The organism is Lichenicoccus sp. (assembly GCF_965277665.1).
GTDB lineage: Bacteria > Pseudomonadota > Alphaproteobacteria > Acetobacterales > Acetobacteraceae > Lichenicoccus.
Genome location: NZ_OZ255835.1, coordinates 4105220 through 4125000, shown reverse-complemented (window position 1 = coordinate 4125000; position 19781 = coordinate 4105220). Strand labels below are relative to the sequence as shown.

Here is a 19781-nt window from a genome sequence, read left to right as displayed (position 1 = left end):
CCTTGCTCTCGATCCTGTCGCCGACCCGGACGCCGAGCCTGGCGGTGATGCCTCCCTGCAGCTCGACCGTCGCCAGCACCGGCCCGCCGCTCGAGATCTGCGCCAGGCTCTGCGGCACCGTGTTCTCGACGATCGTGCGGATGGTGCCGTCGGCGTTCACGAACACCATGTCCTCCGGCACCGGGCAGTTCTCCATCCACATCGCGCTGTCCTGCGGCGCCGGCCAGATGAACAACATGCCGCCAGTGTCCGGGATCACGGTCCGGAACATCAGGCCGACCTGCTGCTCGCGTGGCGTACGTGCCAGCTCGAGCGAGAAGTCGTGCCGGACGCCGCCGCGGGAGATGATGGTCAGCGGCTGTTTCTGCAACTCGGGCTGCGCCTGGGTCGGCTCACCCGTCTGGCTGGTATCGCGGGCACGCGATGCCTGGGCATGCGATCGGGTCGAGGTGATGCCCGACACTGTCCCGGACAGGATCGGGGCACCAACCAGGACCAGGGTGAAAAGGCGAGCCCGTCGCATCGATCAGCATCCCTCCAGCGTCACGGCCGTTTCATCGCCTGGTCGGCACAGTACCGCACGGCGTCGCGCACAGGACCCTCGCGCGGCGCGTCGCGCAAGGTGGTCAGCCAGTGCAGCGGCGGATTGCGCCCTGCCGCCCGCGGATAGTGCAGGCGGCGCAGCACCGCCTCGGCGGCTTGCGTCGCCGGCCCGGCACTCTCGATCGCGTTCAGCGCCGCCCAGACACAGGCCCAGCACCGGCCGACGCTGTACGGATTATAGCCGCCGCCGCCGCTCACGATCAGGGGGATGCCGCGCTCTGCCGCCAGGTCGCGAAGCTTCGACGCGACCTCGATATGGGCGTTGTTGGAGAGCGCCAGGCGCGAGAGCGGATCCTCCTCCAGCGCATCGGCGCCACATTGCAGGAAGATCGCGTCCGGGCGATGCACCCGCACCAGGGGCAGCACCGCCGCGTCCACCAGCAGGCGCATCTCGGTATCGTTCAGCCCGGCCGGCACCGGGAAATTCCGTGCCGCACCGCCGGCCCGGTCCCCCGCCAGTCCGCTGCCGCGCAGGTCGCCGCCCGCCTCGACGCGGCGCAGCGGCCAGCGCATCGCCTCGTGAATGCTCAGGGTGAGCACATCGGGGTCCTCGGCAAACGCGTCCTGCACGCCATCGCCGTGATGCGCGTCGATATCGACATAGGCAATGCGCCGCAGCCCGAACTCTCGCCAGACCATCAGGGCCAGCACGATATCGTTGAGGTAGCAGAACCCGGCGGCCCGGTCCGGCCGACCATGATGGGTGCCGCCGCCCAGGCAGTGCACGATCCGGGTTTCCCCCGTTCTGCTCCAGTGCTGGCCGGTCAGCCGGGCGGCCAGCATCAGACCGCCGGCGCCGGTCATCGAACGGCGATACATCTCGGGATAGACCGGGTTGTCGCCGACGCCGAGCCGGTAGCGCGCCTGCACCCCAGCGCTCACCGCCTGGTCCCGCTCGGCCGCGAACAGCGCATCGACATAGTCCGCAGCGTGATACCGCAGCACCGCCTCGCGCTCGGCGACCGGGGCTGCGCGGTAGCAGGCCTCGTTGAGCCATCCCATCGTGCGCACGAGATCGATGGCGACACTCACCCGGGGCACCGCCAGCGGATGCCGCGGGCCGAACGAGGAGTGCCGGTAGATCTCGCTGCCGATCAGGATCGGCGCCGCGGAAATGACATCATGCATCGGCCACATCACGCATCGACGCTGACCAGCGTCTCACTGCAGGCCAGCCTATCACTGAAGGAAGGGGTTGCCGCGCCGTTCGTCACCGATGCGCGTGCGCGGTCCGTGCCCGGGGATCACCGTGACCGCATCCCCGAGCGGCAGCAGCGCCGCGCGGATCGAGCGCACCAGCAGCGGACCGTCGCCCTGCGGCAGGTCGGTGCGGCCGACGGACCCGGCAAACAGGGTATCACCGCCGATCAGCAGGCGGCCGTTGCGATCGAAGAACGCCACATGCCCGGGGGTATGGCCCGGCACGAACAGCACCTCGAGCGCGCGGCCGGCGAAGGCGAGCGTCTCCCCGCTCGTGAGCCACCGGTCGGGAAAGGCGTCGTGCAGGCCGGTGACCCCGTAGGCGGCCGCCTGCCGGCTGATGTTGGACAGCAGGAACTCGTCGCGCCGGTCCGGGCCGATGACCTGGATCGGCTGGCCGCCGGGCGCGGGCGGCAGCGCGCGCCGCAGCTCCTCTGCCCCGCCGGCGTGATCCAGATGGCCATGCGTGAGCAGGACCGCCTCCACCGTAACCCCCAGCTCGCCGATCCGGGACATGATGCGGGCCACGTCGCCGCCGGGATCGATCACCGCGCCGCGTCGGGTTGCCGGATCGAACAGGACGGAGCAGTTCTGCTCGAACGGCGTCACCACGACCGTTTCGAGGCCGGGAATGCTGTCGAGATCGGCGAGCGGCACGCCGTGCGCGTGATCCGGAAACGGGTTTGCTGCCATGGCGGGTCGATCCCTTTGCGCTGCGTGTGCGTTACTCTAAGTCATCGCTCGCAGCGGTCGAGACCCGCCGGACATCCGCCGCCGCCCTCCTCGATCCTGTCACCCCGATCCTGCCACCCCAATTCTGCCACCCTGATCCTGACACCGTGGAGTAGTTCGACCCATGCACATCACCGGGGAGCGGCAGGTGCCGGCGCCGCGCGAGCGGGTCTGGAAGGCGCTTGCGGATGCTGGCGTGCTGCAGGATTGCCTGCCGGGCCTGAAGGTCACGCCGGAAGGCAATGACCTGGTGCTGTCCGGGCTGGGCGACAGGGTGCTGCGGGCCCGCCCCACCATACGCGAGCCGTTCGCGACCCTCGGCTGGCGCATCGATCCCGCCAGCCCCGCCACCCAGATGCTGCTGATCCGGCTTGCCGAGCACGGCGTCTATACCCGCCTGAGCTACGAGATCTCGCTGGCCGATCTGGACGAGCCCCGTCCGCAGGACACGTCTAACGCGCCCGGTCCGCGGGGCACGTCCGACGCACGCGAGCAGAACCTGCAGGCGCGGGTCCAGCAGGCGCTCGACCGGTTCATCCAGCAGGCCGCCGGTCCTGCCGAGATTGGTGCCGGTGGCCTGGCGAGCGCGGTCCAGGCCGCCACCGAGCCAGGCGCCCAGCCCACCGCGCGCATGACCGCCGAGCCGTCGGCCGAGGCGGACGCCGCCGCTGCCTGGGCCGCCGTGCTCAACCCGGCGGCGATCGGCGGCGTGCTGTTCCTCGTGGTGCTCCTGTTCATGGTCGGCATCTTCTGATGGCCGGACCGCTCAGGCCCGGGGAAGCAGGGCCTGCCGATGCGCTCGAGCACGCGCGGAGCTGGCATGCCGGCGGCGACACGGTGGCGCTGGCGACGGTCACCGAGACCTGGGGCAGCGCCCCCTGCCCGGTCGGCAGCATGATGGCCGTCTCCGGCTCCGGGCGGATCGAGGGCTCGGTGAGCGGCGGCTGTGTCGAAGCGGCCGTGGTGCAGGCGGCCCAGGATGCCATCGCCGACGGCGCGCCGCGACTGCTGTCGTTCGCGGTCAGCGACGGCAGCGCCTGGTCGGTCGGGCTCGCCTGCGGCGGCACCATCAAGGTGTTCGTGGAAGCCCTGCGTCCGGCATGAAACCGGCTCCCCGCATGATGACGGCCCCGGGATGACGCCGGACACGCTCGCGTCGCTCATGCAGGCGCGGCGGCAGCGCGCCTCCGCGGTGCTGGCGACACGCCTCGCCGATGGATGGCAGCGTCTGCTGGTCCAGCCGGATGCCGAAGCCGGAGCCGGGATCGCTCCCGCCTTGCTGGAAGCGGCGCGCGCTGCCGTCGTTGCCGACCGCAGCCGCACCGTCACCCTGGACGCCGAGGACTGGTTCCTGCAGGTCCACCTGCCGGCGCCACGGCTGCTCCTGGTCGGGGCGGTGCATGTGGCGCAGGCGCTGGCGCCGCTCGCGCAGGCGGCCGGCGTTGCCGTCACGGTCATCGATCCGCGCCAGGGTTTTGCCACCGAGGCGCGCTTTCCCGGCACCGAACTGCTGCGGCTCTGGCCGGACGAGGCCTTGACCGGGCTGCGGATCGACAGCCGGACCGCCATCGTGACGCTCAGCCATGAGGCGCGGCTGGACGATCCGGCGCTGCATGCGGCGCTGGCGAGCGATGCCTTCTATGTCGGCGCGCTCGGATCGAGAAAGACGCAGGCAGCGCGGCGCGAGCGGCTGCGCGCGCTGGGCCACGGCGACGCGGCGCTCGCCCGCCTGCACGGACCGGTGGGCCTGGCCATCGGCGCCGTCGGCCCGAACGAGATCGCCGTGTCCATCGTCGCCGAGCTGGTAGCGGTGCGCCGCCGGGCGCCGCTCGGCGGCCTTGCGGTCGTCGCCGGCTGACGGCCGCCATCATCCTGGCCGCCGGCCTCAGCCGCCGGGCGTCCGGCACCGGCACCGCCAACAAGCTGCTGGCCCGCAACGGACGCGGCCGGCGAATGATCGCGTGCAGCGTGGACACCGTCGTGCGGAGCCGCGCCAACCCGGTCTTCGTCGTGCTCGGGCACCAGGCCGAAGCGATACGCGACGCGCTCGCCGAGGCAGGCCTGCAGCCCGACGAGCGGCTGCGGTTGCTGACATGCGACGACCAGGCCGCGGAGGGCATGGCGGCCAGCCTGCGCACCGGCATCGCCACCCTCGGCGGCACACCGGCCGAGTCTGCCGCGATCTGCCTGGCCGACATGCCGCTGCTGCGGCCGCAGACGCTGGACCGCATGATCACCGCCCTGCCGGAAGCCGGCGCGGCCCAGGCGATCGTTCCGGCCTATCGGGGACGGCGCGGCAATCCGGTGCTGTGGCGGCGGGCGTTGTTCCCGGCGCTGCTGTCCCTGTCCGGCGACGCTGGCGGCCGGGAGCTGCTGCGGCGTCACGCCGACCAGGTTCTCGAACTGGCTGTCGACGATCCGGGGGTGCTGGAGGATTTCGACACGCCGGACCGGCTGGAGCTGTTCGCGACGCTTGTCTGATGCGCGCATCGACCGCCCTGGGTTGACGGGGGACGACCTGCGTTGACGGGGGGCGGCCGGTTGACCAGAACAGCCGCCTGTCATCATGCAGCCCGCATGCAGTCCGCCGCGGGCCTGGGAGCCACGCCATGAGCAAGATCATCCGTACCGAGGCGAATGCGATCCTGTCGAAGGTGGTCGAGTACCACGGCTTCATCTTCACCCAGGGCGTCGTGGCCGGCGACCTCTCGGCCGACGCCGCCGGCCAGACGCGGGACGTGCTGGACCAGCTCGACGCGTTGCTCGAGGAGCACGGCACCGACAACACACGCATCCTGCAGGCGCAGATCTGGCTCAAGAGCATCAGCGACCGGGACGTGCTGAACGAGATCTGGTCCGCCTGGCTGCCGCACGGCGCCGCCCCGGCACGCGCCTGCGTGCAGGCGGTCCTGGCCGATCCGCGCATCCTGGTGGAGATCATGCTGGTCACCACGAAATAGGCCGAGCGCCCGGAGGCGCGCATCTGTTGCCTGCCCGCAACAAGCGAGCGGCTTTCGGAGCGAGCCGGTGCTTGAGCTGGATTCCCCCCCGCGCTTGAGCTGGCTTTCATCGTGACGCCGGCGTATTCGTTGCGATCGGTCATCGGACCCCGGCTGAAAGGACTATAGTCCTTGAATCCCGTCCGGTGAGACCGGTTTTCTGACTATTTCCGCCTGATCGGCGCGTGATGCGCTTCAGCGGCTTGTCAGAGTTGCAACACGGTTGCTAGCTCCCCTTCACGGAAGAGTGAGGCGGGTAGCGATGCGGCAGACCGGGCGGCAACTTGGTTTCACGGGGATACTTGGCTTGATGGTCGCCGTGACCGCCGCCACCTGCTTCGGCACTCCGGCCGGCGCCCATGCCCGGCATCATCACCGGCATTACGCCAGTGCCACGCCGCATGTGCTCCAGTGCGTGGCGTTCGTGCGCTCCGCCTCCGATATCGTCCTGCGCGGCAACGCGGTGAACTGGTGGCAGAAGGCGGAAGGCGTCTATGCCCGCGGCACCGCGCCCGAGGTCGGCAGCGTGCTGAACTTCCGCGCCATCAGCCGCATGCGTCTCGGCCACGTCGCTGTCGTGACCGACATCGTCGACAGCAGGACCATCCAGATCGACCAGTCGCACTGGAACGCCAACGGCATCAGCCGGGATGTCTCGGTGGTCGACGTCTCGCAGAACAACGACTGGAGCGCGGTGCGCGTCGAGATCGGCCATCGCGGCACCTTCGGCAGCATCTATCCGACCTACGGCTTCATCTATCCGCGTGCCGATCCCAGCGGCGAGATCATCACCGCGCGCGGCGATGCGGCGCCGGTACGCGTCGCCGTCCAGAGCTCGGCCAGGCTGCAGGGCGCGGGCACCGAAGTCGCCGAAGCGCCGGCGCTGACCCCCGAATTCGCCAGCACCAACCTGCTCGGCGACGACGCCCCGAACCGCAGCCTGCAGTAGCAGCCGACTGCCTCACGGTCTTCCCGACCGGTGGTAGGGATGACCGGCGGTGATCGTGCGAGCCCGATAGAGCTGTTCGGCCAGCATCACCCGCGCCAGCAGGTGCGGCCAGGTCAGCGCGCCGAGGGACATTGTGTGGTCGGCGCGACGGACGACAGTCTCGTCCAGCCCCTCCGCCCCGCCGATCACGAAGCAGAGCGGACGCTGCAGCCCGAGCCAACCCTCCAGCCGTGACGCCAGCCTTGCGCTGTCCGGCTGTTCGCCGGCCTGGTCCAGCGCGACCAGATACGCATGCGACGGCAGGCAGGCGAGCAGCGCCTGCGCCTCGCGCCGCTTGATCTCGGCCACGCTGCCATGGCCATCGGCCAGTTCGGTCAGCTCGAGCTTCGGTCGCAGGCGCGCGGCGTAGCGCGCGAACAGCTCCTGTTCCGGCCCGCGCCGGGCGCGCCCGATCGCGATCAGACGCAATGCCGCCTTGACCCCCCTCAGACCTGGGTGACTTCGCCCGGATCGCCGTCGCGCTCGTCGAGGTCGGCGCCCCACATGCGCTCCAGCGCATAGAGCGCGCGCGCCTCGCGCTTGAACAGGTGGACGATGATGTCCCCGGCATCGATCAGCACCCAGTCCGATCCGCCGGCGCCCTCGATCAGCACCCGCTTCAGGCCCGCCGCGCCCAGCTTCTCCTCGAGATGGGTCGCCATCGCGCTGATCTGCCGGTCGGCAAGGCCGGTGGCAATCACCATGCGATCGGCAAAGGCGGCACGGCCGGTAAGTTCGAGCACGACGATCTCCTCCGCCTTGTCGTCGGCGAGGCTCTCGGTGATGATCCCAGTCCAACGCTCGAGCAGTTCCGGCTCGGCCGGCGCGCGGTTCGCCACCCGACGTCGTGGTCCCGCGACCGCAGCCTTCTTGCGCGGCGTGCCGGGCGCACGGGCCGCCTCGGCCAGCGACGCCAGGGTGGGGCCGGTTGCGCGCGTGCGCGGCTTGCTGTCGGCGCCGGTGGACCGCGACGGCTTGCCGGGATCGGCGGGGGGCTTCCTGGCGATGATCTCTCTCCTGTGCCTGATGAGTACGCAGGCTCGTCGTTCGATGGTGACTGAAGCATGATCGCCGGACCATGACCCGCGTTTCAGGGACCCGCGTTTCAGGCGTCGGACGCTCCGGGCCGGCGCGCGGCGCGCAGGGCCGTTGCCGATATATCGTTCTGCGGAGCCGGCAGGAAGATCCAGGACGGCACCGGATGCGCCGGCAGGATCACCGCCTCGCGTGCCGGCCGCCGCGCCCGCCGCCAGCGCAGTGCCGCCTGCCCCGCCAGGGCCCGCTGATTGTAGGTTGGGCGGGGCAGCACCGCAAACGGCACCAGCCGCGCGAGTTGCGTCCAGCGTCGCCAGCGCGGCAACTCGGCGAACCCGTCCGCTCCCATCAGCCACACGAACTGCACCAGCGGAAAGCGGCGGCGCAACGCCTGCACCGTGTCGACAGTGTATCGCGTACCGAGACGCCGCTCGATGTCGGTTGCAAGGATCCGGCGATCGCGTGTCAGCGCCTGCGCGCCGGCCAGCCGCTGCTCGAGCGCCGCCATGCCGGCCACCGGCTTGAGCGGGTTGCCCGGCGACACCAGCAGCCACACCTGGTCCAGCCGCAACTGGCGCAAGGCGCGCTGCGCCAGCTGAAGATGTCCGTGATGGGCGGGGTTGAACGAGCCGCCGAGCAGGCCCACGCGCATCCGCCGCTTGTCGCCGCCGGGCGGCAGCATGCGCGCGCGTGCTCCGGGGTGCGAGGCGGGCTGCATCCGGATGCCGCGCTGGCGCCGGCTCTCAGGGCCGCGTCTGGCCGGTGCCGATCACCTCGTACCGAAAGCTGGTGAGCTGCTCCAGGCCGACCGGGCCACGCGCATGCAGCCGCCCGGTCGCGATGCCGATCTCGGCGCCGAAGCCGAATTCGCCGCCGTCGCAGAACTGCGTCGAGGCGTTCCACAGCACCACCGCACTGTCGGTGCCTGCGAGGAATTGCCGCGCGACGGCGGCATCCTCGGCGATGATCGCCTCGGTATGCGCGCTGGAGTGCTGCGCGATATGCGCGAGCGCGCCATCGACACCATCGACGACGGCCACCGACAGCACGGCGTCGAGCCACTCCGTATCGAAGCTGTCCGCATCCGCCGCGGTGAGGTCGGGCACGATGGCACGCGCCGCGGCATCGGCGCGGAAATCGCAGCCGAGCGCGCGCAGGCCCGCGATCAGCCCGGGCAGTTGCGAGGGCGCGATGCCGCGGTCGATCAGCAGGGTCTCGGTCGCGCCGCAGACCCCGGTGCGGCGCATCTTGGCGTTGCCCAGGACACGCAGCGCCATCGCCGGATCGGCTGATGCATCGACATAGGTGTGGCAGAGCCCTTCCGCGTGTGCCAGCACCGGCACCCGCGCCTCGCGCTGCACGCGCTCGACCAGCGACCGGCCGCCGCGCGGAATGATCAGGTCGATCAGCCCGGCCGCTGCCAGCATGGCTGCGACATGCGCGCGATCGGCATCCGGCGCCATCTGCACCGCCGCCTCCGGCAGCCCGGCATCGCGCAACCCGGCCTGCATCGCCGACTGGATGGCGCGCGCGCTGTGCAGGCTTTCCGAGCCGCCGCGCAGCAGCACCGCGTTGCCCGACTTCAGGCACAGGCCGGCGGCATCCGCGCCGACATTCGGACGGCTCTCGTAGATCATGCCGATGACACCGATCGGCGTCGCCACCCGGCGCAGGTGCAGGCCGTTCGGCCGGTCCCATTCGGCGAGCACCCGTCCGACCGGATCCGGCAGCGCGGCGATAGCCTGCAGCCCCGACGCCATCGCCTCGATCCGTTCCGGCGTCAGGGCCAGGCGGTCGCGGAACGCAGCATTCGCGCCGGTGCAGGCGTCCAGATCGCGGGCATTGGCGTCCAGGATCGCAGCGCTGGTGTCGCGCAAGGCAGCGGCTGCGGCGTGCAGTGCCGCATTGCGGGTGGCGGTCGCCGACCGGGCCAGCACGCGGCCGGCCCGTCGCGCGGCACCGGCCAGCGTTTCGATCGGCTCCGGCCCAATCGCCGCCTGCTGCAACCCAGCGCCCATCGGTCCCTCGCCAACGCTGATACGACCTTGCCGCTACGACGGCGCAGCGGTCTTGATCCTCACCAGCTCTGCGAGATCGCCCACATTGCGCAGCTTGTCCACCTCGCGCGAGCGCAGCCTGACGGCGAAATGCCGTTCAACCCCCAGGATGATGCTCACCATCCTGATCGAGTCCCACCCCGCCACGGTGTCCGCGGCGGTGCCGGCGTCGAGCACCAGGCTGTCATCACCGAACACCTCGTGGAACACCTCGGTCAGGCCGGCATAGATCGCGGCGTCGCCCCCAGGGTCCTCCACAGAATCGCTCATTCTCAGGTCCCTTCGACGATCGCCATGCCGGGGTCCGGCGAAACGAGTCCCTGCAGGTCGAGGATCGCGTCGTGGCCGCCATCCGCTGCCTCGGCGCCCACGGCAAAGCCGAGCCTTTGATAGTGCGTCGATACCATGCCGTTGCGGCCGCTCGGGATGTATTCGCCATGCAGCGCGGTGGCGCCGCGCGCGGTCGCCTGCGACGCTAGCACGGCCAGCACTGCCCGCTCGACGCCGCGCCCGAGCACCCGGCACGACATCAGCCAGGTCTCGATCCGGCAGACATGGTCCGGCTGCATCCGGCCGATCACCACCGCGATGATGCCGCTGTCGCCGTGCCGGTCGCGCAGCCGCAACTGCAGGCCGAACGCCGCCGGGTCGTCGATCAAGGCGAGGATGCCGGCGGCGGTCGTGCGGCGCGTCGTCAGGTTGAACTGGTTGGTCTTGTTGACGAGCTGCACGATGCGCTGCAGCGCCATGCGGTCGAACCGACGCCAGGTCAGCGTCATCTCCAGGGAGCGCAGGTAGCCCGGCAGGTCGGCCGTCGCTTCCGGGACGGTCCGGTCGCGGTCGCGCTCCGCGGCATAGCGCGCGCCGTCGGTGATCGAGACCGTCTCGAAATAGCCCGCCGCCGCGAGCACCGACGGCATCAGCGCCGGCTCGTCGTCCGGCACCTCGGGGACCGCTATCTCGGGAAGTGCCACGCGCACCAGATTGCGCTCGAAGGCGCTGTCGTCGAGCAGGACCAGGCTGTCGAGGCCGATATGCAGCGCGGCCGCGATGCGACGCAGGTTGGTGGCCTTGTCGTCCCGGTTGGCGACGAACGCGGCGATGTCGGACCGAAGCAGCAGCATCTCCGGATGTCCCTCGAACGCCGCGAGTGCCACGGCCTCGTCGTTCCTCGAGCAGATCGCCAGCATCACCCCGCGCGCGGCCAGGGCGCGCGCGTAGTGCTGCACCGCGAGATGCGCCTCGCCGAGTGCCGAGCCCTGGCCGAGCACGATGCCGTCGATCCCGTCATCGCCGATGTCGCCGCCCCAGAGCGTGTTGTCGAGGTCGAGCACCAGGCACTTGGCGGATCGTCCCTGCAGGGCCGCGAGCAGGCGGCCAACGAGGTCGCCATAGACCGGGGCGGCGACCGGCGAGATCTCCTGCTTCGTCCGATGCCAGAGCACGGGATCGTGCCATTCGCCGATGCCGTCGCGCGCCGCCGCCTCGTCGATGGCCAGGACATGCACGCCGTCGGCATCGGCCGCCTCGCGCAGCGCCGCATTCAGGCGGACCAGCATGCCGGCAGGCGAGCCGGGCAGGCGCTGCTCGTTGTTGCCGACCATGCCGGGCAGCACCGCCACCGCCGCCTGCTGGATCACGCTCGCGCCGAGGTCGCGCGCCATCCGCCAGCAAGCGCGCAAGGTCGCGATCACCGCGTCGAGGCTGGCCTGCGCCTGCGCCCCGTCGGCACCCGGTGCGAGTCCCAGCGTGAGGTGCCGCGCATCGAGCGCCAGCAGCACCGTATCGGGACAAAAACGGTGCAGCGCGGAGTTTACGTCGCCCAGTTCCTGCAGATACTGGCCATACTCGCCTTCATGGATGGTGACATGGATGGCGCGGCGCAGGCCGGCAATGCGGATCGGTGCGGCGAGATGCGCGGTCGTCGAGGATCCCAGCACCGCAAGGCGCACCGGGCGGCCCGGGTTGTGATCCGGCGGCTGCGGATAATCGCGACGCAGCACCGCATCGAGCCGGTCGGTGCGCAGGAAGTCGAGCCGCAGCCTGGCCAGGGCAACCAGCGCGTCCCAGTGGGCGCGCCCCCCCTCCTGTCGCGCGCCTGCCTCCTGCAGCCGCTTCAGCCCGGCATTGAAGGCGTCGGCGGCCGGCAGCCAGGCGAGGCCGGGTTTGGGCATCAGAGCCTCCGCGGCAGGCGCCGCCGTCGATGAGGAACACCGTTTCGGGTCCGCTGCGCAACCTGCTCTGCGGCATCGCCTTCGTGCTGGCCGTCAGTGCCGGCGCCATTACCGCCTTCATGCTGCATGGCTGGTCGTTCGACGACGCACTCTATTTCACCATCCTGACGGTGTTCACCGTGGGCTATGGCGAGGTGCGGCCGATCGACACCGAGGGCCTGCGGATCGTCACGATGAGCCTGATCGTGCTGGGCTGCTCCGGCACCATCTTCGTCACCGGCGCCCTCGTGCAGTTCATTACCTTCAACCAGTTCAACGAGATTCTCGGAGGCAGGCGCATGAAGACGCAGATCGACGAGCTGCGCGAGCATATCATCATCTGCGGTTTCGGCCGCATCGGGAGCATGCTGGCCGGCGAACTCAAGGCCGGCGGCCAGCGCCTGGTGATCCTGGAACGCAGCGAGGCGCGCCATGCCCAGGCGCAGGCGCAGGGCTATCTCAGCCTGATCGGCGATGCGACCGAGGAGGAGGCGCTGCGGTCGGCCGGCATCGACCGCGCCCATGCGCTCGCGACCGTGCTGCCCGACGATGCGGCCAACGTGTTCATCACGCTCACCGCACGCAGCCTGAATTCCAGCATGATCATCATCGCGCGCGGCGAGGCGCCGGCCACCGAGAGCAAGCTGCTGCAGGCGGGTGCGAACCGGGTCGTGCTGCCGACCGCGATCGGCGCCGAGCGGATCGCGGAGATCATCATGTATCCGGAACTGAGCAACTCGATCCGCAACTCCGAGCGAGAGGCGTCCACCAGCCTGCGCAAGCTGGGACTCGAACTCGAGATGGTGATCGCCGAGCCCGGCAGCGCGTTCGCCGACCTCACCGTCGCCGAGATCGAGCAGCAGGCAGCGCACGGGTTCCTGGTGCTCGCGGTGCAGGCGCCGGGTGCGGCGCCGGTGGACGATTTGCGCCCGCAGATGCGCGTGCGCCCGGGCAGCGGCGTCACCGTCATCGTACGAAGCGGCCACGAGGTGGTGCTCGGCGGGTTTCGCGCTTCGGTCTAGCGGCCTGCGAAAAACCAAGCGCAAGGGCTCCGCCCTTGACCCGCTGGGGCCTGAGGCCCCAGACCCTGATTCTTGAATTCAGGGGATGGGTTCCGGGCAAAGCCAGGCCTTCACTCGTTGCGCTCCGGATAACTCGCTGTCCCGAAAGCTGATGATCCGGCTTGCGGGGGTGTCAAAGTTCCAGCGGCTCGATGCGTCCGACCAGCAACAGGTAGATCAGCGCACCCAGGATGCAGAAGCCGCCGGCCACGCAGAGCGGCACCAGGAACGAGCCGTGCGTGATCGCCAGCATGACGCCGGTGAAGGTCGAGATCGCGATGCCGGCGAGATTGGCAGCGCCGTTCTGGATGCCGGCCAGGGACGCCACGTGCGCCGGGGTCGGTGCCACGTCGCCCGGCAACGCCCACATGTTCGCCCGGTAAAGGCAATGCTGCCGTAGGACAAGGCGAGCAGCAGCACGGCCGCATCGGTCGATCGCACGAAGGCCGCCAGCGCGATCACCGACGACATCAGCAGGCCGCCGACAAGGCAGGTCTTGCGCGCGGCGTCAGGCTGAAGCCGCGCCGATACATCTGGTCCGACGTCCAGCCCCCCAGCCAGGCGGACGGGATCGAGACCAGTCCCGGCACAGCGCCGCGACCTTGGTGTTCGAGGGATAGCTGCCGGCCTCGCCGACGCCGAGCAGCAGCCGGAGCCCGAAAGTCGTGCCGGCGCCCCGCACCAGCGCGGTCGCCGCGGTGCAGGTCGACCACCACGCCACCGCGCCCGCGTAGGCGGCTCGCGCGCCGATGCGGTCCACGACCCAGCCACCGGGAATCTGCATCAGGGCATAGGTCCAGAAGAACGCGCCGAGCAGCAACCCCATGGTCGCCGGGCCGAGATGCAGCGCGCGTTGCATCGCGGGAGCGGCGACCGACAGGGTCGCGCGATCGACATAGTTGATCGTGGTCGCCAGGGCGCACAGGATGATCATCGTCCATCGCTGAGCGGGCATCGCATCCTCCAGACTGTCCATTCTGGAGAGCATCGACGGTCGAGTCCCGTGCAGGCGTCGGCCAGCTTGCAGGTAACCGCTAGGCGAAGTCGGTGGATCGGGAGACCGTCTCCCAGGCCGCCATTTCGGTCCGCATCGCTGCGATCTTGTCGCCGACGAGTTGCATTGCATCGGCGCCGAGATAGAGCCGGACCGGCGGATCGTCGGAGGCGACTAGCTTGAGCAGCGCCTCGGCCGCCCTGGCCGGATCACCCGGCTGCCGCCCGCTCTTGGCCTGCCGCGCCGCCCGGATCGGATCCATCACCGCATCGTACTCGGAGATGCTGCGGGGCGCCCGGTCCATCGACCGCCCGGCCCAGTCGGTGCGGAACTGGCCAGGCGCCAGCGCAGTTACCCACACCCCGAGCGCCCTCACCTCCTTGGCCAGGGCCTCCGAGATGCCCTCGAGTGCGAACTTGCTGCCGCAATAGGCGGTAATGCCGGGCATGGTGATGAAGCCGCCCATGGAGGTGACATTGACGATGTGCCCGGAGCGGCGTGCCCGCATCCCAGGCAGCACAGCCTTGATCATCGCGACGGCACCGAACACGTTGGCGTCGAATTGCCGCCGGACGTCGTCGAGCGTCGATTCCTCGAGGATGCCTTCGTGCCCGTAGCCGGCATTGTTGACCAGGACATCGATGGGACCGACCTCGCGCTCCACGCGACTGACCGCAGCGGGGACAGCGTCGAAGTCGGTCACATCCAGAATGACGGCCGAGGCACGGCCGGGCGCCAGCGCCTCGTGCGCCGCCACAGCGTCCGGGTGGCGGACGGTGCCGATCACCCGGTGCCCGGCCTGCAAGGCTCCGGCCGCGAACGCCCTGCCGAGACCGGAACTGACGCCTGTGATGAGAAAGGTCCTTGTGTCCGCCATGATCGGCTCCTTGAACGATTATGATATCGTGATATGAGTTGATATCGTGATACAGATTCTGCAAGGGGGGATTGAATGACCGCATGGACGAGCTGAAGCGGCCGCCACTGAGGGAGCGCAACCGGCAGGCCGCCCGCGGCCTGATCCTGGATGCCGCCGAGCGGCTGTTGCGCGAGGATGCGTCGGCTGACTTCTCGATGCGTGCGCTGGCGGCGGAGGCCGATGTCGGCTTCGCGACGCCCTTCAATCATTTCGGCAACAAGAACGCGATCATGCAGGCGCTGTCGGCGCGGTTGATCGACAGCATGGCCGAGCGCTTCCGCCAGCGACCGCCGGCCGCCGGGCCGAAGGCCGAGACGGCGATCGGTCGTGTCCTGGTCATGGGTGGGATTGCGACCGGCCTTCTGCTCGAGCAGCCTGAGGTGAGCAAGGCGGTGGTGGGCTCGCTCGGGGTGGCAAACCAGGCGCCGGGCGCGATCCGGCCGCATTCCGGCGCGCTCTGGTCGCTGGCGCTCGGCGACCATGCCGGCCTCGCGGCTGCGGTCAGGCCGGCCGCGGAGCGGGTGCTCGCCGGGCTACTCGCCTTTCAGTTCCGCGGCTGCGTTTCGTTCTGGATAGCCGGTGAACTGCAGGACGCGGAACTCGGGCCGGCATTCGCGACCGGCGCCTCGGTCCTGCTGCTCGGTTTCGCCGATCGGCCGCAGCGGACGCGCCTCCTCGAGCAGATCGCGAGGGCGCCAGGCGCCTCCCGGCCTGCAACCTGATCATCTTGTTTTGGTGGAATTCGGACTCCTCGCCTCTCCTTGAGGCGACCGTCCTCCGACACGGCGGTCACTCCGTACGACGCCGGACCTGGGAGCCGGTAGCGGTTAGTCCAACCACCTTGCCGCCGCATCGGCAGTATTGTTTGGAGAGGTGTTGAACGCGATCGGCGTCTTTGAAGCGCCGCGGTGGATGGCGTTGAGGACCCGCTCGAACAACAGCAGACCCTTTGATGGCACTCGGATGCCGCCGCCGATGACGATGCAATCCCAGTGCTCAGCAAGCGACGCGGCGATCGTCGCTTCGGCGCTGTTGTCCGGCAGGATTGAGCAAAAAGCGCCCTCCCAACCGCGCGCCTTCATGTCCGACAAGGCCACGTCTATTCCAGCCGCGATCATCTCGGCTGTGAAGCCCGACGGCAGGTCAGGATCGGAGAAATCTACTGCCTCGGGCTTGATGCCGATCAGAAGAACGCGTGTCATGCTACCGTCTCCTCAGCAAGCGATGCCGCCAACATCGCTTCACGGTTATAGTCGAAGGTGACACCCAGGCTGAGCGTCCGGCACTTCGGCGGCCAAACCCATCACCTACGTTGGTATGGCTGCTAAAGGTCGATCTCTGATAGACATTGGTCTGTCACGATCTGGTGGAAAGCGGTCCTTGCAGCCTGCGCTATTTGCGTCCCTCCTTGTCGGCTAGGTGTTTAGTCCCGGATTGTGGTGGTTCGGGTTTAGCTTGAAGCGTTCGGGCTCGACCGTCCACTGGCGGCAGAGGAATTCGTAGGGTGTGCTGCTCTTGAGCGTTTTCAGTCTGCGGGCGCAGTTGTAGGCGAGCAGGAAGGCGTGGAGGTGCTGTTTCAGCTCGCTCGCCGAGGCATAATGGAAGGCCCGCACGGTCGCGTCCTTGATGGTGCGGTTCATCCGTTCGACCTGCCCGTTTGTCCAGGGATGATTGGGCTGGGTGAGCCGGTGCTCGATGCCGTTGGCCAGGCAGACGCGGTCGAAGGCGTGCATGCTGTAGGTCGAGGTGCCTGGCTTGTGGGTGAACTGAAGGCCGTTGTCAGTGAGCACCGTGTGGATGCGGTAGGGCACGGCCTCGATGAGGTTGCTCAGCATCTGGGTGGCGACTGGTCTTGTCGCCTCGGGATGGAGCTCCGCGTAGGCGAACTTCGCCGTCCGGTCGATGCCGACATAGAGGAACAGCTTGCCGTCCTCGCAACGCACTTCGGCGATGTCGATGTGGAAGAAGCCGATCGGATAGCTCTTGAAGCGCGGTTTCGCTGCCTTGAGGTGTCGCTCTTGGGCAGGCGGGTTCAGCGGCAAGAGACCGCTGAGCCGTGGCGCTCCAGGAGCCTATGCAGGCTGGAGCGGGTCAGGTTCGGGATCTGCGGCTGCAGCGCGAACAGCACGTCGTCGAGCGGCAGCAGCGTCTGCTTGCGGAACGCAACGATGGCCGCCTCCTCGAGCGGCGTCAGCACGGTCGAGCGTGCTTCCTTTGGTCCCATCGGATAGTCCTGGACGACCGCGCGCTTGCGCTACTTCAGGACCGTCTTGGGGTTGATCCTCAACTGCCGGGCGAGCGTCGCGACCGATGCGCGCGATCGCTGTAGCTCAGCTCGGACAGCGTGCGTCGTCTTGGCGCAACCCTGGAGAACCTGACGTCCCTCCGGAGATGCTCATATGATGCACCACCACAATCCGGGACTTAACACCTAGTCGAGCTGCTCGTCAGCAGATCGCGCTTGACCTGCCCCCTGGGACCGCCTCGATGAAGGTGACGGTCAACGAGTAACGAGGTGAACCGTGCACCCTTCTACCCAGGTCCAGGCGCTCGGGCCATAGACCGAACCGGTCGGCCGTGCGGGTCAGCATGACCTGCGCCGCACCGACCTCGGCTTGGCGTACGGCGGTAGTTGCTTGCACGTCCGCGATCACGGCGTGCTCGAAGTCGATCAGGTAGTTGTCGCAGTAGGCGTAGCAGGCCGGGCCACCGGCGGCCGCTGTCCAACGCGCGGCTGGGTCGGTCGGCGAGATGAACTTGGGCACGACCTCGGTCGCCGCGCCAAACGCGGCATCGTCCATCACGGCCAGATACTCGGTGACGGCTCGGGTGGTGTCCTCAGGATCCAGTTCCTCGCGATTGGCGACGCCTTTCTGGCGGTGCGCATCGGCCCGGATCAGGCTGGCATCCACCGCAAAACCCTGGCTGCCGACGATGCCCTCCGTCATGCAGCGTCGGACCGTGGCCTCAAACAACTGCCTGAGCAGGTCGCTGTCGCGAAACCGGCCATGCCGGTTCTTGGAGAAGGTCGAGTGGTCCGGCACCGCGTCGGTCAGCCCGAGGCGGCAGAACCAGCGATAGGCCAAGTTGAGATGGACCTCCTCGCACAGCCGCCGCTCGGAGCGGATGCCGCAGCAATAGCCGATCAGCAGCATGCGGATCATCAGCTCGGGGTCGATCGAGGGACGGCCGATGGCGCTGTAGTAGGGGGCAAGTTGGCGGCGGATGTCGGACGGTTCGACGAAGCGGTCGATGGAGCGCAGCAGGTGATCAGCGGGCACGTGCTCGTCGAGGTTGAAGCCAAAAAACAGCGCTTCCTGCCGGATCGCGCGCTCGCCCATCATGGCCGGGTCCTCGTTATCGCCCCGAGAATCGAATCAGCCCTGCCGCGCCGCTACAACCGCCTTTTTCAACGCAATCGGTCGAAAGCAGCCAGTCCGACATCGATCAGAGGAGGGCTCCCATCTCAGACCGACAGGATCTCGGCCACGTCCTCGAGCGACTTGCCTTCGGCGTCGATGCCGAGCGTGAACTCCGCGAGCGCGCCGCAGCCCATCAGGAAGGCGGCGATCAGGTAGCCGATGCTGACCGACCAGGCTTCGCCGGTGCCGATCAGCCGCCCGAGCACATACGGCGCGCCGAGGCCGCCCATCGCGGTGCCGAAGGCGTAGAATACCGCGATCGCCATGGCGCGGGTCTCCAGCGGGAAGATCTCGCTCGCGGTGAGGTAGGCGCCACAGGCGGCCGAGGACGAGACGAAGAAGATCGCCATCCAGAGCAGGGTCTGGGTCAGGGCATCGAGCAGCCCGAGGCCGAACAGGATCGCGGTCGCCACCAGCAGGATCGCCGACATCGCAAAGGTGCCGCCGATCATGCGGCGGCGGCCGACGCTGTCGAACAGCGGCCCGAGGATGAACGGGCCGAACAGGTTGCCGGCCGCCAGCGGCAGGATATGCAGCCCGATCCGGTCGACCGGCACCGCATAGAACTTGGTCAGCACCAGCCCGTAGGTGAAGAAGATCGCGTTGAACAGAAAGGCCTGCGACACCATCAGCACCATGACCAGGAAGCTGCGCTTGCGATGCGTCACGAACATGGCGTGCAGCACGACCCCGAGCCCGAAGCTCCGGCGCGGGCGGATCTGCAGGGTGCCCCTTGGTGCCGACAGCTTGTGGCCGAGGCTGCGCACGGCGTGCTCGATGCGCGCGGTGGCCGCTTCCGCCTCCGGCAGGTAGCCGTGCGTGACCAGCCAGCGCGGGCTCTCGGGCACGAAGCGGCGCAGCCAGATCACCGGCAGGCCGAGGATGCCGCCGACCGCGAAGCCCAGGCGCCAGCCGAAGTTGGGCGGGATGAAATGATGGTTGGTGACGAGCAGCGAGGCCACCGCGCCGAGTGCCGCTCCGGCCCAGTAGCTGGCATTGACCGCGAGGTTGACGCGCCCGCGCATGTGCGCCGGGGTCATCTCGTCGACCGCGGAATTGATCGCGGCATATTCGCCGCCGATGCCGATGCCGGTCAGCACCCGCGACAGGTCGAAGCTGATGACGTCGAACGAGCAGGCCGAGCCGAGTACGCCGACCACATACACCCCGAGGGTGACGGCGAAGATCGCCCGGCGTCCGACCCGGTCGGTGAGCCAGCCGAACAGCAGCGCTCCGGACACGGCGCCGGCGATGTAGGCGGAGGCGGCCGCGCCGATCTGGTCGGCGCTCAGCGCCAGGGCGCCGCGCTCCTGTAGCGCCGGGCCGATCGAGCCGACGATGGTGACCTCCAGGCCGTCGAGGATCCAGGTCACCCCGAGGGCGATGATCACCATGAGGTGAAAGCGGCTCCAGGGCAGCCGGTCGAGGCGGGCCGGGATGTCGGTCTCGATGCGTGGCAATGCCGTGGCGGCCATGGTTCCCTCCTCGCAGCGCGCTCCGGAGCCGCGTATGCCCCAGGCGAACGTCGCGAAGTCCGCAATGTTCGCCGGCCGCATGA

General features: G+C 69.1%; 22 protein-coding genes and 2 pseudogenes (1 of these 24 cut by a window edge). 8 read left to right on the top strand and 16 right to left on the bottom strand.

Annotated features, from left to right (window positions below; translation table 11 throughout):
* The 3 genes in view from ACQY4O_RS19230 to ACQY4O_RS19220 are tightly spaced (at most 51 nt apart) and all read right to left on the bottom strand, a layout consistent with a single transcriptional unit that may run on beyond the window.
* On the bottom strand, positions 1-523 hold the 5' portion of the coding sequence (locus ACQY4O_RS19230; protein WP_428378052.1) for a DUF192 domain-containing protein. It extends 26 nt beyond the left edge of the window; 523 of the gene's 549 nt are visible here — the first part of the coding sequence; its start codon is at positions 521-523; its stop codon lies off the left edge, out of view.
* Between the two features lie 20 nt (positions 524-543).
* Complete coding sequence (locus ACQY4O_RS19225) at positions 544-1731, bottom strand: acetoin utilization protein AcuC (protein ID WP_428378051.1); 1188 nt, start codon at positions 1729-1731, stop codon at positions 544-546.
* A 51-nt stretch (positions 1732-1782) separates the two neighbouring features.
* Positions 1783-2496: an MBL fold metallo-hydrolase gene (locus ACQY4O_RS19220; RefSeq protein ID WP_428378050.1), complete on the bottom strand. Its 714-nt coding sequence runs from the start codon at positions 2494-2496 to the stop codon at positions 1783-1785.
* Positions 2497-2659: 163 nt separating this feature from the next.
* Here ACQY4O_RS19220 and ACQY4O_RS19215 point away from each other — a divergent pair, with 163 nt between their 5' ends.
* The 6 genes from ACQY4O_RS19215 (at position 2660) to ACQY4O_RS19190 (ending at position 6483) form a co-directional block, all read left to right on the top strand.
* Positions 2660-3289, top strand: a complete 630-nt coding sequence (locus tag ACQY4O_RS19215; protein WP_428378049.1) for a hypothetical protein — start codon at positions 2660-2662, stop codon at positions 3287-3289.
* Positions 3289-3639 carry an XdhC family protein gene (locus ACQY4O_RS19210; protein WP_428378048.1) on the top strand — a complete coding sequence of 117 codons (351 nt, stop codon included), beginning with the start codon at positions 3289-3291 and terminating at the stop codon, positions 3637-3639. Before ACQY4O_RS19215 ends, ACQY4O_RS19210 begins: the two co-directional genes overlap by 1 nt.
* Positions 3640-3670: 31 nt before the next feature.
* A complete protein-coding gene (locus ACQY4O_RS19205; RefSeq protein WP_428378047.1) occupies positions 3671-4393 on the top strand; it encodes an XdhC family protein in 723 nt (240 codons plus the stop codon).
* Positions 4390-5016 (top strand): nucleotidyltransferase family protein, encoded by a 627-nt coding sequence (locus tag ACQY4O_RS19200; protein WP_428378249.1) that lies wholly within the window; start codon positions 4390-4392, stop codon positions 5014-5016. The genes ACQY4O_RS19205 and ACQY4O_RS19200 overlap by 4 nt, the downstream gene beginning before the upstream one ends.
* Before the next feature lie 128 nt (positions 5017-5144).
* Positions 5145-5495: a RidA family protein gene (locus ACQY4O_RS19195; RefSeq protein ID WP_428378046.1), complete on the top strand. Its 351-nt coding sequence runs from the start codon at positions 5145-5147 to the stop codon at positions 5493-5495.
* A 349-nt stretch (positions 5496-5844) separates the two neighbouring features.
* On the top strand, positions 5845-6483 hold the full coding sequence (locus ACQY4O_RS19190; RefSeq protein WP_428378248.1) for a CHAP domain-containing protein: 639 nt from the start codon (positions 5845-5847) through the stop codon (positions 6481-6483).
* A 12-nt stretch (positions 6484-6495) separates the two neighbouring features.
* On the opposite strand, the gene ACQY4O_RS19185 is transcribed toward ACQY4O_RS19190, so the two are convergent.
* The 6 genes from ACQY4O_RS19185 to ACQY4O_RS19160 all read right to left on the bottom strand — a co-directional run bounded on the left by ACQY4O_RS19185 (position 6496) and on the right by ACQY4O_RS19160 (position 11788).
* The gene (locus ACQY4O_RS19185; RefSeq protein ID WP_428378045.1) at positions 6496-6951 is read right to left on the bottom strand and encodes a 23S rRNA (pseudouridine(1915)-N(3))-methyltransferase RlmH; all 456 of its coding nucleotides are present in this window, start codon (positions 6949-6951) and stop codon (positions 6496-6498) included.
* Positions 6952-6968: 17 nt separating this feature from the next.
* Positions 6969-7430, bottom strand: a complete 462-nt coding sequence (rsfS, locus tag ACQY4O_RS19180; RefSeq protein ID WP_428378247.1) for a ribosome silencing factor — start codon at positions 7428-7430, stop codon at positions 6969-6971.
* A 197-nt stretch (positions 7431-7627) separates the two neighbouring features.
* Entirely contained in the window at positions 7628-8239 is a 612-nt protein-coding gene (locus ACQY4O_RS19175; protein WP_428378044.1) for a nicotinate-nucleotide adenylyltransferase, read from the bottom strand.
* Between the two features lie 61 nt (positions 8240-8300).
* Complete coding sequence (locus ACQY4O_RS19170; protein ID WP_428378043.1) at positions 8301-9575, bottom strand: glutamate-5-semialdehyde dehydrogenase; 1275 nt, start codon at positions 9573-9575, stop codon at positions 8301-8303.
* 33 nt (positions 9576-9608) lie between these two features.
* Positions 9609-9884, bottom strand: coding sequence for an acyl carrier protein (locus ACQY4O_RS19165; RefSeq protein WP_428378042.1), 276 nt, complete (start codon positions 9882-9884; stop codon positions 9609-9611).
* Positions 9885-9886: 2 nt separating this feature from the next.
* Positions 9887-11788 carry an HAD-IIIC family phosphatase gene (locus ACQY4O_RS19160; RefSeq protein ID WP_428378041.1) on the bottom strand — a complete coding sequence of 634 codons (1902 nt, stop codon included), beginning with the start codon at positions 11786-11788 and terminating at the stop codon, positions 9887-9889.
* A gap of 29 nt (positions 11789-11817) precedes the next feature.
* On the opposite strand from ACQY4O_RS19160, the gene ACQY4O_RS19155 reads away from it, so the two are divergent.
* The gene (locus tag ACQY4O_RS19155; protein ID WP_428378040.1) at positions 11818-12849 is read left to right on the top strand and encodes a potassium channel family protein; all 1032 of its coding nucleotides are present in this window, start codon (positions 11818-11820) and stop codon (positions 12847-12849) included.
* A gap of 172 nt (positions 12850-13021) precedes the next feature.
* Here the strand turns inward: ACQY4O_RS19155 and ACQY4O_RS19150 are convergent, their stop codons facing one another.
* The 3 genes from ACQY4O_RS19150 to ACQY4O_RS19140 form a co-directional block, all read right to left on the bottom strand.
* Positions 13022-13258, bottom strand: coding sequence for a hypothetical protein (locus ACQY4O_RS19150; RefSeq protein WP_428378039.1), 237 nt, complete (start codon positions 13256-13258; stop codon positions 13022-13024).
* 138 nt (positions 13259-13396) lie between these two features.
* Positions 13397-13843, bottom strand: coding sequence for an MFS transporter (locus tag ACQY4O_RS19145; RefSeq protein WP_428378038.1), 447 nt, complete (start codon positions 13841-13843; stop codon positions 13397-13399).
* Positions 13844-13922: 79 nt separating this feature from the next.
* The gene (locus ACQY4O_RS19140) at positions 13923-14759 is read right to left on the bottom strand and encodes an oxidoreductase (protein WP_428378037.1); all 837 of its coding nucleotides are present in this window, start codon (positions 14757-14759) and stop codon (positions 13923-13925) included.
* 83 nt (positions 14760-14842) lie between these two features.
* Between ACQY4O_RS19140 and ACQY4O_RS19135 the strand changes: the two genes are divergently transcribed.
* The gene (locus ACQY4O_RS19135) at positions 14843-15523 is read left to right on the top strand and encodes a TetR/AcrR family transcriptional regulator (RefSeq protein WP_428378036.1); all 681 of its coding nucleotides are present in this window, start codon (positions 14843-14845) and stop codon (positions 15521-15523) included.
* Positions 15524-15628: 105 nt separating this feature from the next.
* Here ACQY4O_RS19135 and ACQY4O_RS19130 read toward each other — a convergent pair whose 3' ends face one another.
* The 4 genes and pseudogenes from ACQY4O_RS19130 to ACQY4O_RS19115 form a co-directional block, all read right to left on the bottom strand.
* Positions 15629-16003: a hypothetical protein gene (locus tag ACQY4O_RS19130; protein ID WP_428378035.1), complete on the bottom strand. Its 375-nt coding sequence runs from the start codon at positions 16001-16003 to the stop codon at positions 15629-15631.
* 213 nt (positions 16004-16216) lie between these two features.
* Positions 16217-17178: pseudogene (locus ACQY4O_RS19125) on the bottom strand (IS481 family transposase); the annotation flags it as partial.
* Positions 17179-17344: 166 nt separating this feature from the next.
* Positions 17345-18145 (bottom strand): annotated as a pseudogene (locus tag ACQY4O_RS19120) (transposase); the annotation flags it as partial.
* 122 nt (positions 18146-18267) lie between these two features.
* Positions 18268-19779 carry an MFS transporter gene (locus ACQY4O_RS19115; RefSeq protein ID WP_428378034.1) on the bottom strand — a complete coding sequence of 504 codons (1512 nt, stop codon included), beginning with the start codon at positions 19777-19779 and terminating at the stop codon, positions 18268-18270.
* Positions 19780-19781: the final 2 nt, after the last annotated feature.